This window comes from Pleionea sp. WD8-19 (genome assembly GCF_055326765.1).
Genome location: NZ_JBUZOU010000027.1, coordinates 1 through 16,669 on the forward strand (window position 1 = coordinate 1; position 16,669 = coordinate 16,669).

At 43.7% G+C, this 16,669-nt stretch carries 17 protein-coding genes; 6 read left to right on the forward strand and 11 right to left on the reverse strand.

What is annotated here, in order from left to right; all coding sequences use genetic code 11:
- Positions 1-294: 294 nt before the first annotated feature.
- From ACTUJY_RS19860 to pssA, 4 genes are all read right to left on the reverse strand, one after another.
- On the reverse strand, positions 295-870 hold the full coding sequence (locus ACTUJY_RS19860; RefSeq protein ID WP_463617883.1) for a protein-methionine-sulfoxide reductase heme-binding subunit MsrQ: 576 nt from the start codon (positions 868-870) through the stop codon (positions 295-297).
- 25 nt (positions 871-895) lie between these two features.
- Complete coding sequence (gene msrP / locus ACTUJY_RS19865) at positions 896-1,411, reverse strand: protein-methionine-sulfoxide reductase catalytic subunit MsrP (RefSeq protein WP_463617918.1); 516 nt, start codon at positions 1,409-1,411, stop codon at positions 896-898.
- Complete coding sequence (locus ACTUJY_RS19870) at positions 1,412-1,843, reverse strand: molybdopterin-binding protein (RefSeq protein ID WP_463617884.1); 432 nt, start codon at positions 1,841-1,843, stop codon at positions 1,412-1,414.
- 138 nt (positions 1,844-1,981) lie between these two features.
- Complete coding sequence (pssA, locus tag ACTUJY_RS19875; protein ID WP_463617885.1) at positions 1,982-2,794, reverse strand: CDP-diacylglycerol--serine O-phosphatidyltransferase; 813 nt, start codon at positions 2,792-2,794, stop codon at positions 1,982-1,984.
- Positions 2,795-2,985: 191 nt separating this feature from the next.
- Between pssA and ACTUJY_RS19880 the strand changes: the two genes are divergently transcribed.
- Both ACTUJY_RS19880 and ACTUJY_RS19885 read left to right on the forward strand, forming a co-directional pair.
- A complete protein-coding gene (locus tag ACTUJY_RS19880; protein ID WP_463617886.1) occupies positions 2,986-3,264 on the forward strand; it encodes a DUF3579 domain-containing protein in 279 nt (92 codons plus the stop codon).
- An 88-nt stretch (positions 3,265-3,352) separates the two neighbouring features.
- On the forward strand, positions 3,353-3,796 hold the full coding sequence (locus tag ACTUJY_RS19885; RefSeq protein WP_463617887.1) for a DUF4124 domain-containing protein: 444 nt from the start codon (positions 3,353-3,355) through the stop codon (positions 3,794-3,796).
- An 83-nt stretch (positions 3,797-3,879) separates the two neighbouring features.
- On the opposite strand, the gene clpB is transcribed toward ACTUJY_RS19885, so the two are convergent.
- From clpB to rluD, 4 genes are all read right to left on the reverse strand, one after another.
- A complete protein-coding gene (clpB, locus tag ACTUJY_RS19890) occupies positions 3,880-6,456 on the reverse strand; it encodes an ATP-dependent chaperone ClpB (RefSeq protein WP_463617888.1) in 2,577 nt (858 codons plus the stop codon).
- 127 nt (positions 6,457-6,583) lie between these two features.
- Positions 6,584-7,312, reverse strand: coding sequence for a lysophospholipid acyltransferase family protein (locus ACTUJY_RS19895; protein ID WP_463617889.1), 729 nt, complete (start codon positions 7,310-7,312; stop codon positions 6,584-6,586).
- Positions 7,309-8,046 (reverse strand): peptidoglycan editing factor PgeF, encoded by a 738-nt coding sequence (gene pgeF, locus ACTUJY_RS19900; RefSeq protein ID WP_463617890.1) that lies wholly within the window; start codon positions 8,044-8,046, stop codon positions 7,309-7,311. The genes ACTUJY_RS19895 and pgeF overlap by 4 nt, the downstream gene beginning before the upstream one ends.
- Positions 8,046-9,008, reverse strand: a complete 963-nt coding sequence (rluD, locus tag ACTUJY_RS19905) for a 23S rRNA pseudouridine(1911/1915/1917) synthase RluD (RefSeq protein WP_463617891.1) — start codon at positions 9,006-9,008, stop codon at positions 8,046-8,048. Before rluD ends, pgeF begins: the two co-directional genes overlap by 1 nt.
- A gap of 161 nt (positions 9,009-9,169) precedes the next feature.
- Between rluD and ACTUJY_RS19910 the strand changes: the two genes are divergently transcribed.
- On the forward strand, positions 9,170-9,928 hold the full coding sequence (locus ACTUJY_RS19910) for an outer membrane protein assembly factor BamD (RefSeq protein WP_463617892.1): 759 nt from the start codon (positions 9,170-9,172) through the stop codon (positions 9,926-9,928).
- A gap of 96 nt (positions 9,929-10,024) precedes the next feature.
- Here the strand turns inward: ACTUJY_RS19910 and ACTUJY_RS19915 are convergent, their stop codons facing one another.
- Both ACTUJY_RS19915 and nadE read right to left on the reverse strand, forming a co-directional pair.
- Positions 10,025-10,363: a P-II family nitrogen regulator gene (locus ACTUJY_RS19915; RefSeq protein ID WP_463617893.1), complete on the reverse strand. Its 339-nt coding sequence runs from the start codon at positions 10,361-10,363 to the stop codon at positions 10,025-10,027.
- A gap of 83 nt (positions 10,364-10,446) precedes the next feature.
- Positions 10,447-11,334, reverse strand: coding sequence for an ammonia-dependent NAD(+) synthetase (gene nadE, locus ACTUJY_RS19920; protein ID WP_463617894.1), 888 nt, complete (start codon positions 11,332-11,334; stop codon positions 10,447-10,449).
- A gap of 126 nt (positions 11,335-11,460) precedes the next feature.
- Between nadE and ACTUJY_RS19925 the strand changes: the two genes are divergently transcribed.
- The 3 genes from ACTUJY_RS19925 to ACTUJY_RS19935 all read left to right on the forward strand — a co-directional run bounded on the left by ACTUJY_RS19925 (position 11,461) and on the right by ACTUJY_RS19935 (position 15,082).
- The gene (locus tag ACTUJY_RS19925) at positions 11,461-13,044 is read left to right on the forward strand and encodes a two-component system sensor histidine kinase NtrB (RefSeq protein WP_463617895.1); all 1,584 of its coding nucleotides are present in this window, start codon (positions 11,461-11,463) and stop codon (positions 13,042-13,044) included.
- Between the two features lie 4 nt (positions 13,045-13,048).
- Positions 13,049-14,398 (forward strand): sigma-54-dependent transcriptional regulator, encoded by a 1,350-nt coding sequence (locus tag ACTUJY_RS19930; protein ID WP_463617896.1) that lies wholly within the window; start codon positions 13,049-13,051, stop codon positions 14,396-14,398.
- A gap of 126 nt (positions 14,399-14,524) precedes the next feature.
- Complete coding sequence (locus ACTUJY_RS19935) at positions 14,525-15,082, forward strand: GspH/FimT family pseudopilin (RefSeq protein WP_463617897.1); 558 nt, start codon at positions 14,525-14,527, stop codon at positions 15,080-15,082.
- Positions 15,083-15,140: 58 nt separating this feature from the next.
- On the opposite strand, the gene thiI is transcribed toward ACTUJY_RS19935, so the two are convergent.
- Positions 15,141-16,595, reverse strand: coding sequence for a tRNA uracil 4-sulfurtransferase ThiI (gene thiI, locus ACTUJY_RS19940; protein WP_463617898.1), 1,455 nt, complete (start codon positions 16,593-16,595; stop codon positions 15,141-15,143).
- Positions 16,596-16,669 lie beyond the last annotated feature (74 nt).

Sequence of the window (16,669 nt, forward strand, 5' to 3'; positions counted from 1 at the left end):
CCCACACAGATTACTTCATCTTTCTTTTTAAAGAACATGTTGCCAGGAACCCGCCTTTGCAACTCAACGTGTTTCTCAACGTTGGGGCGCGAATTATACGCCACTCGATTTCCCTGTCAACACTTATTTCTAAGTTTATTTAACCTCCTGTTATTTCGCTTGTTTTTGCTAGCCAGAGCTTCTGTTGAAGTGGCTTGCTGCCCCAAGCGAGATGCGCATTATAAGGATATAATTTTGCTTGGCAACACTTTATTTTGAAAAAGTTTAACTTTTTTAAAAACAATTAAAATGTGTTCAAACCTTGCTCGTTTTTGAGCTTTTTTGAACATTAAATAAGCGGTTAAGCGGAGCTAAACGGATCAAAAACAAAAGGACGAGAATAATGGCAAAGATCAAAGGACGGTTCAGATCGGCTTTGCTCTGCCATATGAAGTGTACTATCCCAAAAACCGTGATGGGATAAACCAGTCGATGCAGCTGCTTCCATCTTTGTTTGAGCTTTCTTTGCATCAACTGCGTTGATGTTAAGACTAAAGGTAAAGCCATAACAAATGCCAGAAACCCAATTGTGATATAGGGTCGCTCGACAATTTCTACTCCGATCATGCGCCAATCCCAACCAAGGAAAAACCAGCAGTAAACGAAAAGGTGACTACATAGGTAAAAGAAGAAGTAAAGCCCTAACATACGCCGATAACTGATAAATACGCCTCGCCCGGTTACTTTCCGCAGAGGGGACATAGCCAAACAAGCGAGTAGAAACTTTAGTGCCCACAAGCCCATGTTATGAAGTAACACCTCTTGTGGGTCAGCACCCAACGATTGTGTAATAGCTAAAGTCAGAAAATAAATAAATGGCAAAACTGCCAAGCAATGAAAACCCAGTCGCAACATATTAAAAATGATTCGTTAAATCCATACCTTGATATAGCTGGGCTACATGCTCTGCATATCCATTGAACTTGGTTGTCGGGATTCGCTTGGTGCCAAATATTGACTCATTCACAATACGTCGCTCCTTCTTTTGGCTCCAGCGCGGATGATCCACATCTGGATTTACATTGGCATAAAAGCCATATTCCTTGGGCGCCGAAATTTGCCAGGTATTTTTCGGTTGATGCACAACAAATCGAATACGTACAATCGACTTTATGCTCTTAAATCCGTATTTCCATGGGACTATCAGTCGAATAGGCGCGCCATTTTGCGGTGGAAGTGGCTTTCCATACAGTCCGGTAGCCAAAATAGTCAGTGGGTGCAACGCTTCATCCATTCTTAACCCTTCTTTATACGGCCAGTCCAGAGCGAAAAAGCCTAATGCTCCTCGCTTTTGACCTGGCATACGCTCTGGGTCGTGTAAAGTGTAAAACTCTACGAATTTGGCTTTGCTGGTTGGTTTAAACTTTTTAATTCATTGATTCAACTCGAAACCTTGCCATGGAATCACCATTGACCACGCTTCGACACACCTTAATCGATTAATACGTTCTTCTATCGCCCCCCAACGTAATATATCTTCATAGTGATAAATTCCAGGATGCTCAACCTCCCCTTCAATACTCACTTGCCAGGGAATCGATTTAAACCCCTTGGATAATCGGGCCGGCCCATCTTTCTGCAGAGAAAATTCATAAAAGTGATTGTAATGTGTTGCACTGTATTCCGATGTAAGTGGCTCATCGGTTGAGAATCGTGAAGGGCGGCTCAAAGAAACGGCTGGGAAAGCAGCTAATAAAGTTGCCGACTTTATTAGCTGACGTCGATTGAAATAAAAGCATTCATCCGTAACTTGATGTTCAGGACAATTCCAATCAGGACGATGACGAGTGTTTTTCAATAACATATCCGCACCTTAAAAGTATTTACGTCTAAGACGCGGAAGAATTAGATAGGTTACGAGTCAGTTTTTTTGTCTTTTGCTGATTAGAACGTAATTATCTTTCTTTTGTTATCTCTGGCAGATCAACACGCTTTAATTACACTACTCTTTCTGCTGGTTTTCGTGTTGCTCCGAAGGGTTTTGCTGCTCAAAGGATGCTTTGTGTTGACGACGCCCCCTCCGCGACATCAAGTTACGCTTTTGCCATAAAGTCACTATGGGACCGGATAAAGCATAACCTCCGAAAACTGTGAACAATACGATAGGCGGTTGATATGCGATCAGGACAAATATCAAAACAACAACCAGAATGGCCAAAAATGGTACTTTTCCACGCCAATTCACTTCTTTAAAACTGTAATAACGTAAATTGCTGACCATTAATAGGCCTAACGCAATGGTAATGATTGCAATCCAAACACCGTAATCGTGCCCATTAATTTCAAGATCAACACCTAACCATACCATTCCAGCCAGAATAGCAGCCGCCGACGGTATCGCTAACCCTTGAAAGTAAAGCTTATCAGCACTCCCTAGCTGGGTATTAAATCGAGCCAACCGCAACGCACCACCCGCGACAAAGACAAATGCTGCCAACCAGCCTAATTTGCCTTGCGACGAAAGCGCCCAATTATAAATAACCAACGAAGGTGCCACACCAAAGGATACAATATCTGCCAATGAATCAAACTCGGCCCCAAAAGCCGATTGTGTATTGGTCATTCGTGCCACACGACCATCAATACCATCCATAATCATTGCAATAAAGATCGCTATGGCGGCATGTTCAAAACGACCGTTCATGGATGCAACTACGGCGAAAAAGCCAGCAAACAACCCTGCGGTAGTGAATAAGTTGGGTAATAAATAGATTCCGCGTGTACGCGGTTTGTTTTCGATATCCTGATTTGTCATAGAGATTGTCTCAATAAAATAGCGTAACCCGCTCTCTCTGCTAGAATTCTTATAGCAATCAAACCGGTAAGTTTAACCTGCTTTTAGCTTCTGTTAAAAGTCCAACACTCATATTGTGAAGTTGACACAATAAACTTTTATGTCAATATACGCGGCGCAAAACTCAACTGACGATAACTAAGTTCTCTATCATGCAAATTGCAGATAACGAAAAACTGGTCATTATAGGCCTAACCGAAACAGGCCAAAAGTTTCGCCCCTCCGACTGGGCAGAGCGTTTATGTGGCAGCCTGTGCACCTTTCGTAATCGCCGAATGTATTATTCTCCACTGTTAAGGCCTGCCGTCATCGACGGCGTGAAATGCGTCGTGGTAGATGCTCGGCTGGCGCAAGAACAAGCCGAAATGTTCGACTATGTGCTCGGATTTGTGAAAGAAAACACATTAAGAACTGAGATCCAGTCCAAATAATCAAGGGTTTATCTGGCCCAGATGCTGACTTTTACCCAAATTTAGCGCTATATTATAAAGTATCGCTCTGAATTCTAAGGATTTATCAATGTTTGCTCGTTTTTCACTGGTCGCACTTCTGATTACTGCTTGTCTTAATATCGCTGTCGCCGCCGATAATGTGTTATACAAATGGAAAGATGCTGAAGGCAACATTAAATACGGCGATCGCCCACCAAAAGGAATTCCTTACGAGAGAATCAAGGTTCGCAAATCCAAATCCGGTGACAGTGCCTCACCGATCACCGAAAAACTAAAAGCGAAAGAGCAAGACAACTCCGACGTTCAAGAACAGCTGACTAAAGCCCAACAGCAAATGGCTCAGGCCTGTAAAGTGGCAAAGGCCAACTTACAAACCCTGAATAATGCTTCTCGCATTAAAGTTACTACGGATGATGGTGGTAGCCGATTAATGACCGACGAAGAACGAACTGCGAAAAAGAAAGAAACTGAAGATCAGGTTCAACGCTATTGCGAAACAGACGGTCAATAAAAAAATAGAAGCGTTATCTTCACTGAATTCACCTAAAAGGCGATCCAATGATCGCCTTTTTAATACCGCTTATAAACTTATTCTCAGCTTTTTAGAAACACCAACTCATCCGCTTCACGAGAAACTCTGATCTTATCGCCACTTTGAAATTCACCTTGCAAAATTTTATTTGCGAGTGGGTTTTCTATCCAGTGCTGAATCGCCCGCTTCAATGGTCGAGCTCCGTAAACTGGATCGAAACCACGTTCGGCAATCAATGATAAGGCTTCTTCATCGACCTCGAAGTCCAATCCATTTTCGACTAAACGTTGACGTAAATAACGCAATTGTATGCTGGCAATGGATTGGACTGCGTCTCGAGGTAATGAATGAAATACCACGGTTTCATCAACACGATTAATAAACTCTGGACGAAAGAACTGCCCAATCACTTCCAAAAGCTTATTTTTCAACGAGTGGTAATCGCCACTCCCCGCCTCTTCAAGAATGATGTCTGACCCCATATTGGAAGTCATAACGACCACCGTGTTGCGAAAATCCACCGTTCGCCCTTGGCCGTCGGTCAACCGACCGTCTTCTAACACTTGCAGTAAAATATTAAATACATCGGGATGAGCTTTTTCCACCTCATCAAGCAAAATAACCGAGTACGGCTTTCGCCTTACCGCTTCGGTTAAGTAACCTCCCTCGTCGTAACCTACATAGCCCGGAGGCGCGCCAATTAATCGCGCTACGGAATGCTTTTCCATAAACTCAGACATATCGATGCGCACCATCGCTTCTTCTGTATCAAATAGAAATTCCGCCAACGCTTTACAAAGCTCAGTTTTTCCCACACCTGTTGGTCCAAGAAACAAAAAGGAACCGTTTGGCCGATTGGGATCGGAAAGTCCGGCACGAGAACGACGAATGGCATTAGAAACTGCATTTACTGCCTCATTTTGTCCGACCACACGCTGGTGTAAACCTTCTTCAATTTTCAGCAATTTTTCCCTTTCACCCTCAAGCATTTTAGACACTGGGATTCCGGTCCACTTAGAGACCACTTCCGCAATTTCATTTTCAGACACTTTATTACGCAGCAGCTTCATATCTTGCATTTCCGCTTGTGCTGCCATATCCAGTTGCTTTTCCAGCTCTGGAATTTTGCCATACTGTAATTCAGACATACGGGCTAAATCACTTGCGCGCCGGGCTGCTTCCATTTCAAGTCGAGCGCGTTCCAATTCAGTTTTAATATGCGTTGTGCCTTGCAAAGCGGCTTTTTCCGCCGTCCAGACTTCATTTAGCTCGGCATACTCTCTTTCAAGCTCCTGAATTTCACTCTCCAGATCGGCCAGGCGTTTTTTTGATCCGGCATCCTTTTCCTGCTTTAAAGCTTCTCGTTGGATCTTTAATTGGATCAGACGCCGATCCAGTTTATCCATTTCTTCCGGTTTCGAATCAATTTCCATGCGTATGCGACTGGCAGCTTCATCAACCAGGTCAATCGCTTTATCCGGTAATTGACGATCGGAAATATAGCGATGCGACAAAGTTGCTGCGCTAACAATAGCGGGGTCGGTGATCTCCACACCATGATGCACCTCATACCGCTCTTTTAAACCGCGTAAAATGGCAATGGTATCTTCCACTGAAGGTTCTTCAACAAGAACTTTTTGGAAACGACGCTCTAGCGCTGCATCTTTTTCGACGTATTTACGATATTCATCAAGCGTGGTAGCACCGACACAATGCAACTCCCCTCGCGCCAATGCCGGTTTCAACATATTACCGGCATCCATGGCTCCATCAGCTTTTCCGGCGCCAACCATCGTATGCAGTTCATCAATAAATAAAATGATCCGACCTTCTTGCTTGGCCAAGTCATTGAGAACGGCCTTCAAACGCTCTTCAAACTCGCCACGATACTTAGCACCAGCAATCAATGCTCCCATATCAAGAGACAGTACTCGCTTGTTTTTTAAACCTTCCGGCACTTCACCATTAATTATCCGTTGAGCGAGTCCTTCAACGATTGCCGTTTTACCAACGCCTGGCTCTCCAATAAGCACCGGATTGTTCTTTGAACGACGTTGCAACACCTGAATGGTACGGCGAATTTCATCATCACGACCAATTACTGGATCTAATTTACCCTGTTCCGCTCGCTCGGTTAAATCTATAGTAAACTTTTCCAACGCTTGTCGTTGTTCTTCCGAATTAGGATCATCAATGCTCTGTCCACCCCGAATTTCTTCAATTGACCGCTCGATCACCTCTTTCGTTGCGCCTAACTCTTTAAGAATTTGGCCAAGGTTGCCTTTGTCATCAATAGCAGCAAGTACAAACAATTCCGATGATATGTACTGATCTTTTCTCTGTTGCGCCAGCTTGTCACACAGGTTCAGTAGTCGTGCCAAATCATTAGAAATATGCAAGTCGCCTTCTGTGCCTTCTACTTGCGGTAGTTGATCCAGAGCAACCAACAATTGCGAGCGCAATGCATGAACATTGATATTGGCTTTGGTAAGAAGTGGCCGAACGGTTCCACCTTCTTGGTTTAGCAAAGCCACCATAAGATGAACGGGCTCGATAAACTGATGATCACGTCCAACGGCTAATGATTGAGCATCAGCAATCGCGAGTTGAAATTTACTGGTCAGTTTGTCCATTCGCATGGATACACACTCCCAAATTAAACGTTAATTTCAATATTTTATTGGGGCGCAATCATTTATTTTCAATTAATTCGATATCACCTTAAGGAAAAGTCACTTTAATCAACAGCGTTTAGGACGTTATTCCTTATTGCGCGGTTTGATCATTGTCACGGGTCAGCGACAGATGAAACGCCTGAGCATTGGTACGCCCTAGCAATAAAGATCCCAATTGAAAGTCGATGTCATCATGCTGAAAATGATGGTGCGCTAAAGGAGTATAGCTTGTCAGATTCACTTTTCCGCGCAGTACAACACCACTAAATACACTGCCTGGGGATTTAACACCTTCTATCCGAGCCGGAAAAACACTGCAGGAAAGTCGCTGCGTCAGTTTACGTAAGCCCGGCTTAATATGGGTTCGTTCTTCATGATCAAGGTGTATTTTTCCGTGCGGGAATAAAGCGACCACTTCACCTTGCTCTACTTTACGGATCACCTCGCGAAAAGCCTTATCGACTCGTCCCGAACGATCCACCGGTATGCACCCTGCCAACTTAAACATCCAAGTCAGTCCAAACCTTTCGTACTCTTCTTTGGCAATTAAAAATCGAAGTGGCCGATGGCAGGATGCGATCAATAAAAAGGGATCCAAACCAGAAATATGGTTTGCAATGACAATAGCCCCCCCCGTTTCCGGTAATTGAATATTGTCTCCGTTGAGGCGGTGATAGTGCCGACAAAAAATCCGGATCCAACCGTCAATTGCATTGGTTACCCAAAAGCCCCAATTCGCTTTGCTTGCTTTTAAACCGATGACAATAAATAAAATAAAAATCATTGCCACACTGAAAGAGACAACAAGACCATTACTCATCTATCGTCCGACTCCATCCAGATAAGACTTGCCATTCGCCCTGTTTCACCTTCTCGCCGATAAGAAAAAAAGCGCTCATCTTCTGCGTATGTACAAAATTCGCCGCCATATACGTCAACGCCATAACTGTTTAACTTTTCTCTTGCGATCCCATAAAGATCCGCCATAAATTTTTCGGAATGCGGATTAAAAAAAACGGACAACTTAGGATTAGACTTTACAAAAGCATGACGTACTTCATTACCCACTTCAAACGCACGTTTACTGATGGCAGGCCCCAACCACGCAAGCAATTCATCGGATTGACCACTGTATTTCTCTAAACAACTTTCGATAATTCCTGCTGCCAAGCCACGCCACCCAGCATGGATGGCAGCAATCCATTTTTTTTCGCGACTGCACAATAAAATCGGTAAACAGTCGGCAGTCATTACAGCTAACACCCGTCCCCTTTGGCAAGTAAAGCTGGCGTCAGCCACCGAAGCAGACCGTAAAGGTTGATCAATTTCAATGACTTGTTTGGAATGAACTTGTTCCAGCCAATTAGGTGACTCTGGTAAAGAAGCCTTTTCTTGCACTCGACGACGATTTTCTGCGACATTGCTAAACTCATCCCCAACATGTTCTGCCAGGTTGCAACTGTTGTACGGTTGCAAACTCACACCATCGTTTCGAGTGGTTGAAAGCGCTTTAACATAAGCCGGTGCAGGCCAATCGGGATAGATGAAAGTCATTACTTCATTGGATTTTCATTGTGTAACACGCGTAACAATTGCTGATAATCTTCTGGTGCTTCGACTTCCCAATGTAACCACTCTCCACTCACCGGGTGTTTAAGTCCTAACTTTCTGGCATGTAACGCTTGTCTGCGGAAAGCTCTTAAACAGTGTTTCAACATTTCTGAACTGCCACTGGGTACGTAATTATGGCGTCCGTACAAAGGATCACCAACCAAAGGATAGCGTAAATGAGCCATATGAACCCGAATTTGATGGGTACGTCCAGTTTCCAGGTTCACCTGTAAATGGGTGAAGTCATTGAACTTGTCCAACAAGCGATAGTGAGTAATGGCTTCTTTTCCATTGGGCACAACAGCCATCAGTATTCGGTTTTGCGGGTGACGACCAATGGGTTGCGCAACACGACCACCCGCGATCATCTGACCATGGCAGATGCATTGATACTCACGCTCAAACGCGCGGTGCTGCAACTGCTCAACCAACGAGGTATGGGCTTCCAGCGTTCGCGCAATTACCAATAAACCTGAAGTGTCTTTGTCGAGCCGATGAATAATACCAGCACGGGGCAAGTGACGTAGCTTAGGATCGTGAGCAAGTAAAGCATTGACCAAGGTCCCATCCGGATTTCCAGCCGCCGGATGTACCACCATACCTGCGGGTTTATTGATCACAATGATCTGCTCGTCCTGAAACACAATATCCAGTGGAATGGCCTGCGCTTCCCACTCGCCAGCGATTTCTACTTCAGCGTCGACCTGCAAAATTTCATTTCCCGACAGTTTATGTCGGGTTTTGGTGACAACTTCACCATTAACGGTGACATTGCCGTTTTTTATCCAGTCTTGCAGCCGTGAACGGGATACGTCACTGCAATTTTGCGACAACACCTGATCCAACCGTTTACCAAGAACACTGTCATCCAGTTGAATGTGTTGTTTAAATACCTGTTTTGGCATGATTTTCCAAGTTTATGGGAACCTTTCGGTGATAATGGCCTCTACAACCCCGATTACCAGCATTGTGCGTTTACCAAAATAGTCATTGGCCTCTATCACTGGCTCCGGTAGAATGCTCTGCACAATGAAAAGAGCTGAATTTTAACGAACTATTGAGACGTATGAAAAACTTTCGTGTTTTAATTTTAATATTGGGCAGCTTATTGCTGGTTTCTTGCGCAACTACCGATGTCGATGACGTTGAAGTACCACTGGCTGATGATGCCTTTAAACTCTATGAAAAATCCCAAACGGCAATGAGCGCAGGGAATTATCAGACCGCCATCAAATACTTGGAGCAACTCGATAGCCTTTACCCATTCGGGCCCTATTCGCACCAAGCGCAAACGTCCCTCATTTACGCCTATTATATGGCTCGCGATTCAGCTTCTGCAATTTCAGCTGCTGATCGTTTCATCCGCCAGAACCCCAATCACGAAAACGTAGATTACGCCTACTATATGAAAGGCTTGGTAAACTTTACAGCAGAAGTCGGCTTTTTCAAGGAGCTGTTATCGGCAAACTTATCCCAACGCGATGCGTCTACTGCACGCCAGGCGTTTAATGACTTTGCTGAATTATTGAGAAAGTTTCCAAACAGCAATTATGCAAAAGATGCACACCAGCGTATGATATTTCTACGTAACCGGCTAGCAAAATACGAATTGCACGTTGCGCAATTTTATATGAGTCGAAATGCCTATATTGCAGCAGCGAATCGTGCACAATACATTGTCGAACATTACCCAAAAACAACTTCTGTTCCTGACGCATTAGTCGTAATGGCCACCGCCTACGATATCCTTGAGCTTGACGATCTTTCGAGTAAAGCTAAAAACTTGCTTAAGTTGAACTACCCAGAACACGCTGCTAATCTTTAATTTGATAAACAAGCAGAAACTTGCATCAATGAAATAAAAAAGGGTTCTTGAGAGAACCCTTTTTTATTTCACTTAGAAAAAGAGCACTCAAAAACGTCAAAGAGCCTCATCATCCACTTCACCCGTGCGAATACGCACAGCCTTTTCAACGTGAGTCACAAAAATTTTACCATCGCCAATCTTACCGGTTCGTGCGACTTCTAGGATTTGTTCGATACAAGCGTCAACTTGCTCTTCGGAAACCACAGCCTCCACCTTAACCTTGGGTAGAAAATCAACCATATATTCAGCACCGCGATACAATTCGGTGTGACCTTTTTGGCGACCAAAGCCTTTCACCTCGGTTACCGTCATACCTGCAACACCAAGCTCGCCGAGAGCTTCACGCACATCATCAAGTTTAAAAGGTTTAATAATGGCTTCTATTTTCTTCATAACAATGATTACTCCACTCAAGCCGTCTGCCGCTGTTGTGATAAAGTATCATCACTCCCCCTAAACAATGCAAGCGATTTGCTTTACTCATCATAAATTGTAGGGATCGGCTGGCGTTTATGCTGTGTTTTGCAAAAAATTTCGATAAGCTTTTGAGCAGCATCCGGAGCGATCATTTTTCCTTCAAGAAAGTCATCTATTTGCTCATAACTTAAACCGAGCGCTTGTTCATCTTCCTTACCTGGCGACAAACACTCTAAATCAGCCGTTGGCGCTTTGGTAATTAATACTTCAGGCGCACCCAAATAACTCGCAATTTGACGTACCTGTCGCTTGTTTAAACCAAACAGCGGCGCTAAATCGCAAGCACCATCTCCCCATTTGGTAAAAAAGCCAGTAATGTTTTCCGCGGAGTGATCCGTCCCCAAAACCAATCCTTTCGCCAAGCCTCCAATGTGGTATTGTGCAACCATTCGAGTACGAGCCTTAACGTTTCCTTTTGAAAAGTCTTGTGTGTTGTCGCAGTCGGGCAATAACCCACTTTGCTTAAGGGTTTTATTCACTTCCAAGCATAAAGAATCCACTGCAGTCTGTACATTCACAACCAAAGTTTCACTGGGTTTTATAAAATCCAGAGCCAACTGCGCTTCATGTTCGTCGGCTTGTGTTCCGTAAGGCAAACGTACAGCTAAAAACCGAAAGTTCGAAGAAGAATGAGACTGATTTAATTGCTCTACAGCCAACTGTGCCAACCGTCCTAAAGTGGCTGAATCTATCCCTCCGCTGATCCCCAACACCAGGTTGTTTAATCCTGAAGCCAACAAGCGATTTTTAATAAAGTCTATTCTGCGATTCACTTCAAATTCAGTATCAATTGAGGGTAAAACACGCATTTCCCGAACAATATCAGCTTGATTCATTAACAATAACCCTGGTTGTTTGTACAACGAATAAAGCGAGTATTTTACCATAAAGCCATCCAATATTGCCCAGCTCGAAATAAACAATAAAAAGTAAAAAAGCGGATAACAGTTTTAATCAACCTCATATCACGGTATCTTTAATCGCAACAAAGTCAGCTACTTACGACATACAGCATGAAAAACCTGAAAGTCGAGCACCATTACACATCTCTCCGCGCATTACAGATCTACACGATTTACCGTATCGTGGTGGCTGCTTTTTTGTTGTTCCTATTTGAGCTTCGATCGGGTGAGGTTTTTTTAGGACAAGAATTTCCAACACTGTTCCATTGGTCATCCATTGTATACCTCATCACCAGTATTGGGTTTTACTTTGTCAATCGACGACAAACCAAAGATTTTAAAATTTTGGTTGAGCTACAAGTTTTTATCGACATCGCTTTGCTCACGCTATTGATGCACGCCAGCGGAGGGATCGCAACGGGTTTGGGAATGTTAATGGCCGTATCGGTGACAACCGCTTGCTTGCTTGTGGCCCGCAGTTCCTCCATCGCATTCGCCGCAATTGCAACGTCAGCAGTACTGGGTGAAGCCATTTATCTCAAACTCACAGGAAGCTCAAAAACCGATTACATTACCCAAGCTGGATTACTCGGTGCTACCTTTTTCGCAACCTCATTGTTCGCTTTGCTTACCGCACGTCGTCTGAAACAAAGCGAATTGGAAGCAGAAATCACCAGTGCCGACTTGGCAAGCATGGAAAAACTGAACGAACAGATTATTCAGTTTATGAAAACTGGTGTGATCGTGATCGATCAAAACCATCGCATCGAATTTATCAATACCGCAGCTTGGCAACTCTTGGAAATGCCAGAGCATGTTCAAGGACAACACTTAAAGCTAGTCAGCAAAGATCTTGATCGTATTGTTCAACATTGGAAAAAAACTAGGCACGCTTATTCTAACTTTCGACAATCACCCACCGGTCCAAAAATACAAATCAAGCTTTCTAATATCGACGAACATAATGAACAGTGTCTCATTTTTATGGAAGACACGACACCTATGACGCAAGAAGCGCAGAATTTAAAATTAGCGTCGCTAGGACGACTTACCGCCAGTATCGCTCATGAAATTCGTAACCCTTTAGGCGCATTGAGCCATGCGGCTCAATTATTGGAAGAATCTCCGGACTTGATTCAAGCAGATAAAAAGCTGGTAGAAATGATTCAAAAAAATGCTATTCGGGTAAATACCATTATTGAAAATATTATGCAACTTTCTCAGCGACGCGAATCTGAGCCGCAAACTGTTAACTTAAAGCGCTTTTTGCTTACCATGTCGGAAGAGTTACAAAAAAACCACAAAGAAAAGCTCGATCTATTTATCGATGTTTCACCCGAAAATTTGTCTATCCAATTCGACATCAGTCAGCTTACCCAAGTGGTCACCAACTTATGTGAAAATGGATTGCGTTACAGCATTCAAAAAGCCAATCATCCCTACTTAAGCCTGGTGGCTGGAGTGAACTTTAAAACTCGCCAACCGTTTCTTGATATCATAGACAAAGGAGAAGGGATTTCGCCCGAAGTCGCCCAAAACATCTTCGAGCCTTTTTTTACGACCAGTGCATCGGGCACAGGGCTTGGACTGTATGTTTCGAAAGAGCTTTGCGAAGCGAATCGGGCCCAGCTAGACTATATCCCCGTACCTTCCGGTGGTAGCTGCTTCAGAATTACCTTTGCCAGAGATCAATAGCCCTATGACACAGCCGCTTGCTTTATTAATCGATGACGAACCCGATATCCTTGAGTTACTCAGTATCACATTGATGCGCATGGGCATCGACTGCCATACTGCGCCCAACGTCAGCGAAGCAAAGACTAAGATCGAACAACAAAATTATCAATTGTGTTTAACCGATATGCGCTTGCCAGACGGCGATGGCTTGGAATTGGTCGAGTACTTACAACAACACCAACCGGACACTCCGGTTGCCGTAATCACCGCACATGGCAATATGCAAACTGCGGTTGAAGCCATGAAGCTCGGAGCCTTTGATTTTATATCAAAGCCCGTCGATTTGAGGAGTCTACGAAGTATTGTTAGCAATGCGCTAAAGGTGAACCGACCGGAAGCCAAAGAATTTTCCAAACCATTTAATGGTAGCCAGCAATTCATTGGAAATACTTCGGTCATTAAGCGCTTAAAACAGCTGATTTTAAAAGTCGCAAAAAGTCAGGCACCCATTTACATCAAAGGTGAGTCGGGAACCGGAAAAGAAATGGTCGCTCGCTTAATTCACAATAATGGGCCCCGTTCCGAGGCTCCGTTTATTGCCATAAACTGTGGCGCCATTCCTACCGAGCTGATGGAAAGCGAGTTTTTTGGCCACAAAAAAGGCAGTTTCACCGGCGCGCAAAGCGATAAAGATGGCCTTTTCAAAGCGGCAGACGGAGGAACACTGTTTCTGGATGAAATCGCGGACTTACCATTGAGTATGCAAGTCAAACTGTTACGCGCAATTCAAGAGCGATGCATTCGTCCGGTCGGTGCAGAAAAAGAACAAAATGTTAATGTAAGGATTCTGTCTGCGTCACATAAAGACTTAAACCAACTGGTCCTTGCAGGCGATTTTCGACAAGATTTGTTTTACCGAATTAATGTTATTGAAGTCGACGTACCACCTCTACGCAGCCGAAAAGACGATATTCCAGCACTGGTCAGCTACTTTGTAAACCGCCTTTCCGAACGAAACCAAATCCCACCACTAAAAATTTCAGCCGACGCTATTGAGAAACTATGCAATTATTCGTTTCCTGGAAACATTCGCGAGCTTGAAAACATACTGGAGCGCGCCATTACACTTTCGTTAGATGACACCCTTGGAGCCGATGATATTCAATTAACCTTGCAACCGGCAACGGAAGATAAAAGTGTTGAATCTGAACGCAACGGCTTACCGCTTGAGGATTACTTGGAAGCCATTGAAAAATCAGAAATCACCAAAGCTTTGGAAGAAACTGGCGGAAATAAAACGGCGGCTGCGGAAATTCTTGGTATCAGCTTTCGCGCAATGAGGTATAAATGCAAAAAGTTAGGCATTGATTAGAGCGTAAACGTCATTTCTGATATCTCACATCAGAAATGTCTTACAAAAACGATCAAGGATCGATGATTTTTTACTGAAGTTCTGCAAGGCACAATAGCCGCGTTTGGAAATCATCAAGGATGAAATATGAAAAATTACCAAGGGTTTAGTCTTTTCGAATTACTTTTTGTCGCTTTACTTTCCGCTATAATGGCCAGCTTCGCTATTCCTGGCTTCAAACACATTCGCAACACAGCAGCGATTGAGTCGCAAGCACATCAATTAATGTCGATGGTACAACTGGCCAGAAAAGAGTCCATCAGCCGTGCCAGGAATGTGGTCCTTTGCGCCAGTGAAGACGGACAGGAGTGCGACAATAACTGGTCAAATGGATTTCTACTGTTTGTCGATGAAAACAATGATAACCGGTTTTCTGCAGAGGCCGATGAGATAATACAACAACACACCATTCAGGATAGCGAAATCAATATTCGCTGGCGATCGTTTCGCGCCAATCAACCATTGCGCTTTTTACCAATGGGAATTACTTGGCACAACAACGGCACCTTTATCATGTGCCGAGAAAGCAACCCTAAGTACGGTAAAGCACTATTTCTTGCAAAAAGCGGACGTTTAGAAATGTCTCGTGATGAAGACGACGATGGCATTGATGAAATGCGCAATGATGAACCGTTAAGTTGCTGAGTAGATTTCAGGATCAATTAAGCCAATCCATATTGATCCTGAGCTGAGTCATTTAGGCTTATACCCGCAACACCTTCACATTTTCAAACCCTTGCAGCTTCAAGTGATGTGCTTGCACTTTACTCATAACCCCTTTATCGCAGTACAAAAGATAATTGCATTGTTCATCCAACTCTGGGAAGCGGCTATTAATGGAATAAAACGGGATTTTGAGTACCTTGTTATTGGTTAACTGTAATGGTGCATTTTCTTGTTCTTCCGGGTGACGAATATCAATAATAACGTCACCAATGTCGGGGGTAGAAACCAGTGTAACGTCAGTATCGGTATCCAGATCATCCAACACCTTATCGATAGAGATGAGTATGCGATTTTCAATCGCATGCTCCAACACTGAAAAATCAAAATTAGCTTCTGTCGCGCGCACTTTTTCCAATTTGGCACGTGTTGTAGGCTTGTTAGAAATGACACCGCAAAATTCGGGCATATTTGCAGCAAACTCTTCCGTACCAATTTCACGCGCTTTCAAAATAATGTCCTGCTTATCCATCGCAATCAAAGGTCGTAGAATGAGAGACTCCGACGCGTCATCAATTACAGTAAGGTTGGTTAACGTTTGGCTGGAAACTTGACCAATGGCTTCACCGGTAACCAGAGTGGTTATTGCCAGATCCTGAGCTACTTTGTCAGCCGCTCGAACCATCATCCGTTTTAAAACCACTCCCATAAGCGATTGATCAACATTCTTTAAAATTTCTTCAACCACACCTTCAAAGGGTACTGAAATAAACTTTACCTTATGTGAGCTAGCAAACTTTTTCCAAAGGTAGTAAGCGACTTGCTTGACGCCGATCTCGTGAGCAAGCCCCCCGAGATTAAAAAAGCAGAAATGCGTTTTTACACCACGTCGCATCATCAAAAAGCTGGATACTCCGGAGTCGAACCCTCCTGAAATCAAAGACAATGCAGCTTCCTGCTGCCCCAATGGGTACCCGCCTATTCCGTCAATACGCTCTCGAACCAGATATACCGTATCATTCTCGATTTCCAAATTTATCTGGACTTGAGGATTTTTTAACGCAACTTTTTTAACTTGAGTACGCGCGAGCAAGCCACCGCCAATCATTCGTTCTGCTTCGTTGGAGTTAAACTCGTGCTTGCCTTTACGCTTCACCCGTACGCAAAAGGTTTTATCCGTTAAATCGTCAGAATAAGCATCAACACACAATCCAATGATGTCATCAAGCGATTGAAAGGAATAGGTATCCACTCTCAACATAAAATCGATTCCGGGAATGCATTGCAACCGCTCTTTGATATTCTGCCAAGTTTCTTCATCCAATTCGGACGGCAATTTAATCTCGATCTTATCCCACTCACGATAAACTTTAGCTCGGTTCTCAATGGGTTTGAGGGCATTTTCAAGGTTGTAATGCAATTGCTTAGTGAGCAAGCGCCGCACTGGACGGCTTTTCATAATGATCTCGTGGAACAGCTTAACCACAATTTTCATAATTGAGACTCTGACAAGATAACTTCTGGACGGTTATTTTAACGGAAATTAACGTAAAAGCGGAGATTGAATGG

Bases quoted from the DNA above. Each gene is read 5' to 3' on its own strand.
- ACTUJY_RS19870 (WP_463617884.1), bottom strand. From the start codon at position 1,843: ATGTTATTGAAAAACACTCGTCATCGTCCTGATTGGAATTGTCCTGAA.
- pssA (WP_463617885.1), bottom strand. From the start codon at position 2,794: ATGACAAATCAGGATATCGAAAACAAACCGCGTACACGCGGAATCTAT.
- ACTUJY_RS19880 (WP_463617886.1), top strand. From the start codon at position 2,986: ATGCAAATTGCAGATAACGAAAAACTGGTCATTATAGGCCTAACCGAA.
- ACTUJY_RS19885 (WP_463617887.1), top strand. From the start codon at position 3,353: ATGTTTGCTCGTTTTTCACTGGTCGCACTTCTGATTACTGCTTGTCTT.
- clpB (WP_463617888.1), bottom strand. From the start codon at position 6,456: ATGCGAATGGACAAACTGACCAGTAAATTTCAACTCGCGATTGCTGAT.
- ACTUJY_RS19895 (WP_463617889.1), bottom strand. From the start codon at position 7,312: ATGAGTAATGGTCTTGTTGTCTCTTTCAGTGTGGCAATGATTTTTATT.
- pgeF (WP_463617890.1), bottom strand. From the start codon at position 8,046: ATGACTTTCATCTATCCCGATTGGCCTGCACCGGCTTATGTTAAAGCG.
- rluD (WP_463617891.1), bottom strand. From the start codon at position 9,008: ATGCCAAAACAGGTATTTAAACAACACATTCAACTGGATGACAGTGTT.
- ACTUJY_RS19910 (WP_463617892.1), top strand. From the start codon at position 9,170: ATGAAAAACTTTCGTGTTTTAATTTTAATATTGGGCAGCTTATTGCTG.
- ACTUJY_RS19915 (WP_463617893.1), bottom strand. From the start codon at position 10,363: ATGAAGAAAATAGAAGCCATTATTAAACCTTTTAAACTTGATGATGTG.
- nadE (WP_463617894.1), bottom strand. From the start codon at position 11,334: ATGGTAAAATACTCGCTTTATTCGTTGTACAAACAACCAGGGTTATTG.
- ACTUJY_RS19925 (WP_463617895.1), top strand. From the start codon at position 11,461: ATGAAAAACCTGAAAGTCGAGCACCATTACACATCTCTCCGCGCATTA.
- ACTUJY_RS19930 (WP_463617896.1), top strand. From the start codon at position 13,049: ATGACACAGCCGCTTGCTTTATTAATCGATGACGAACCCGATATCCTT.
- ACTUJY_RS19935 (WP_463617897.1), top strand. From the start codon at position 14,525: ATGAAAAATTACCAAGGGTTTAGTCTTTTCGAATTACTTTTTGTCGCT.
- thiI (WP_463617898.1), bottom strand. From the start codon at position 16,595: ATGAAAATTGTGGTTAAGCTGTTCCACGAGATCATTATGAAAAGCCGT.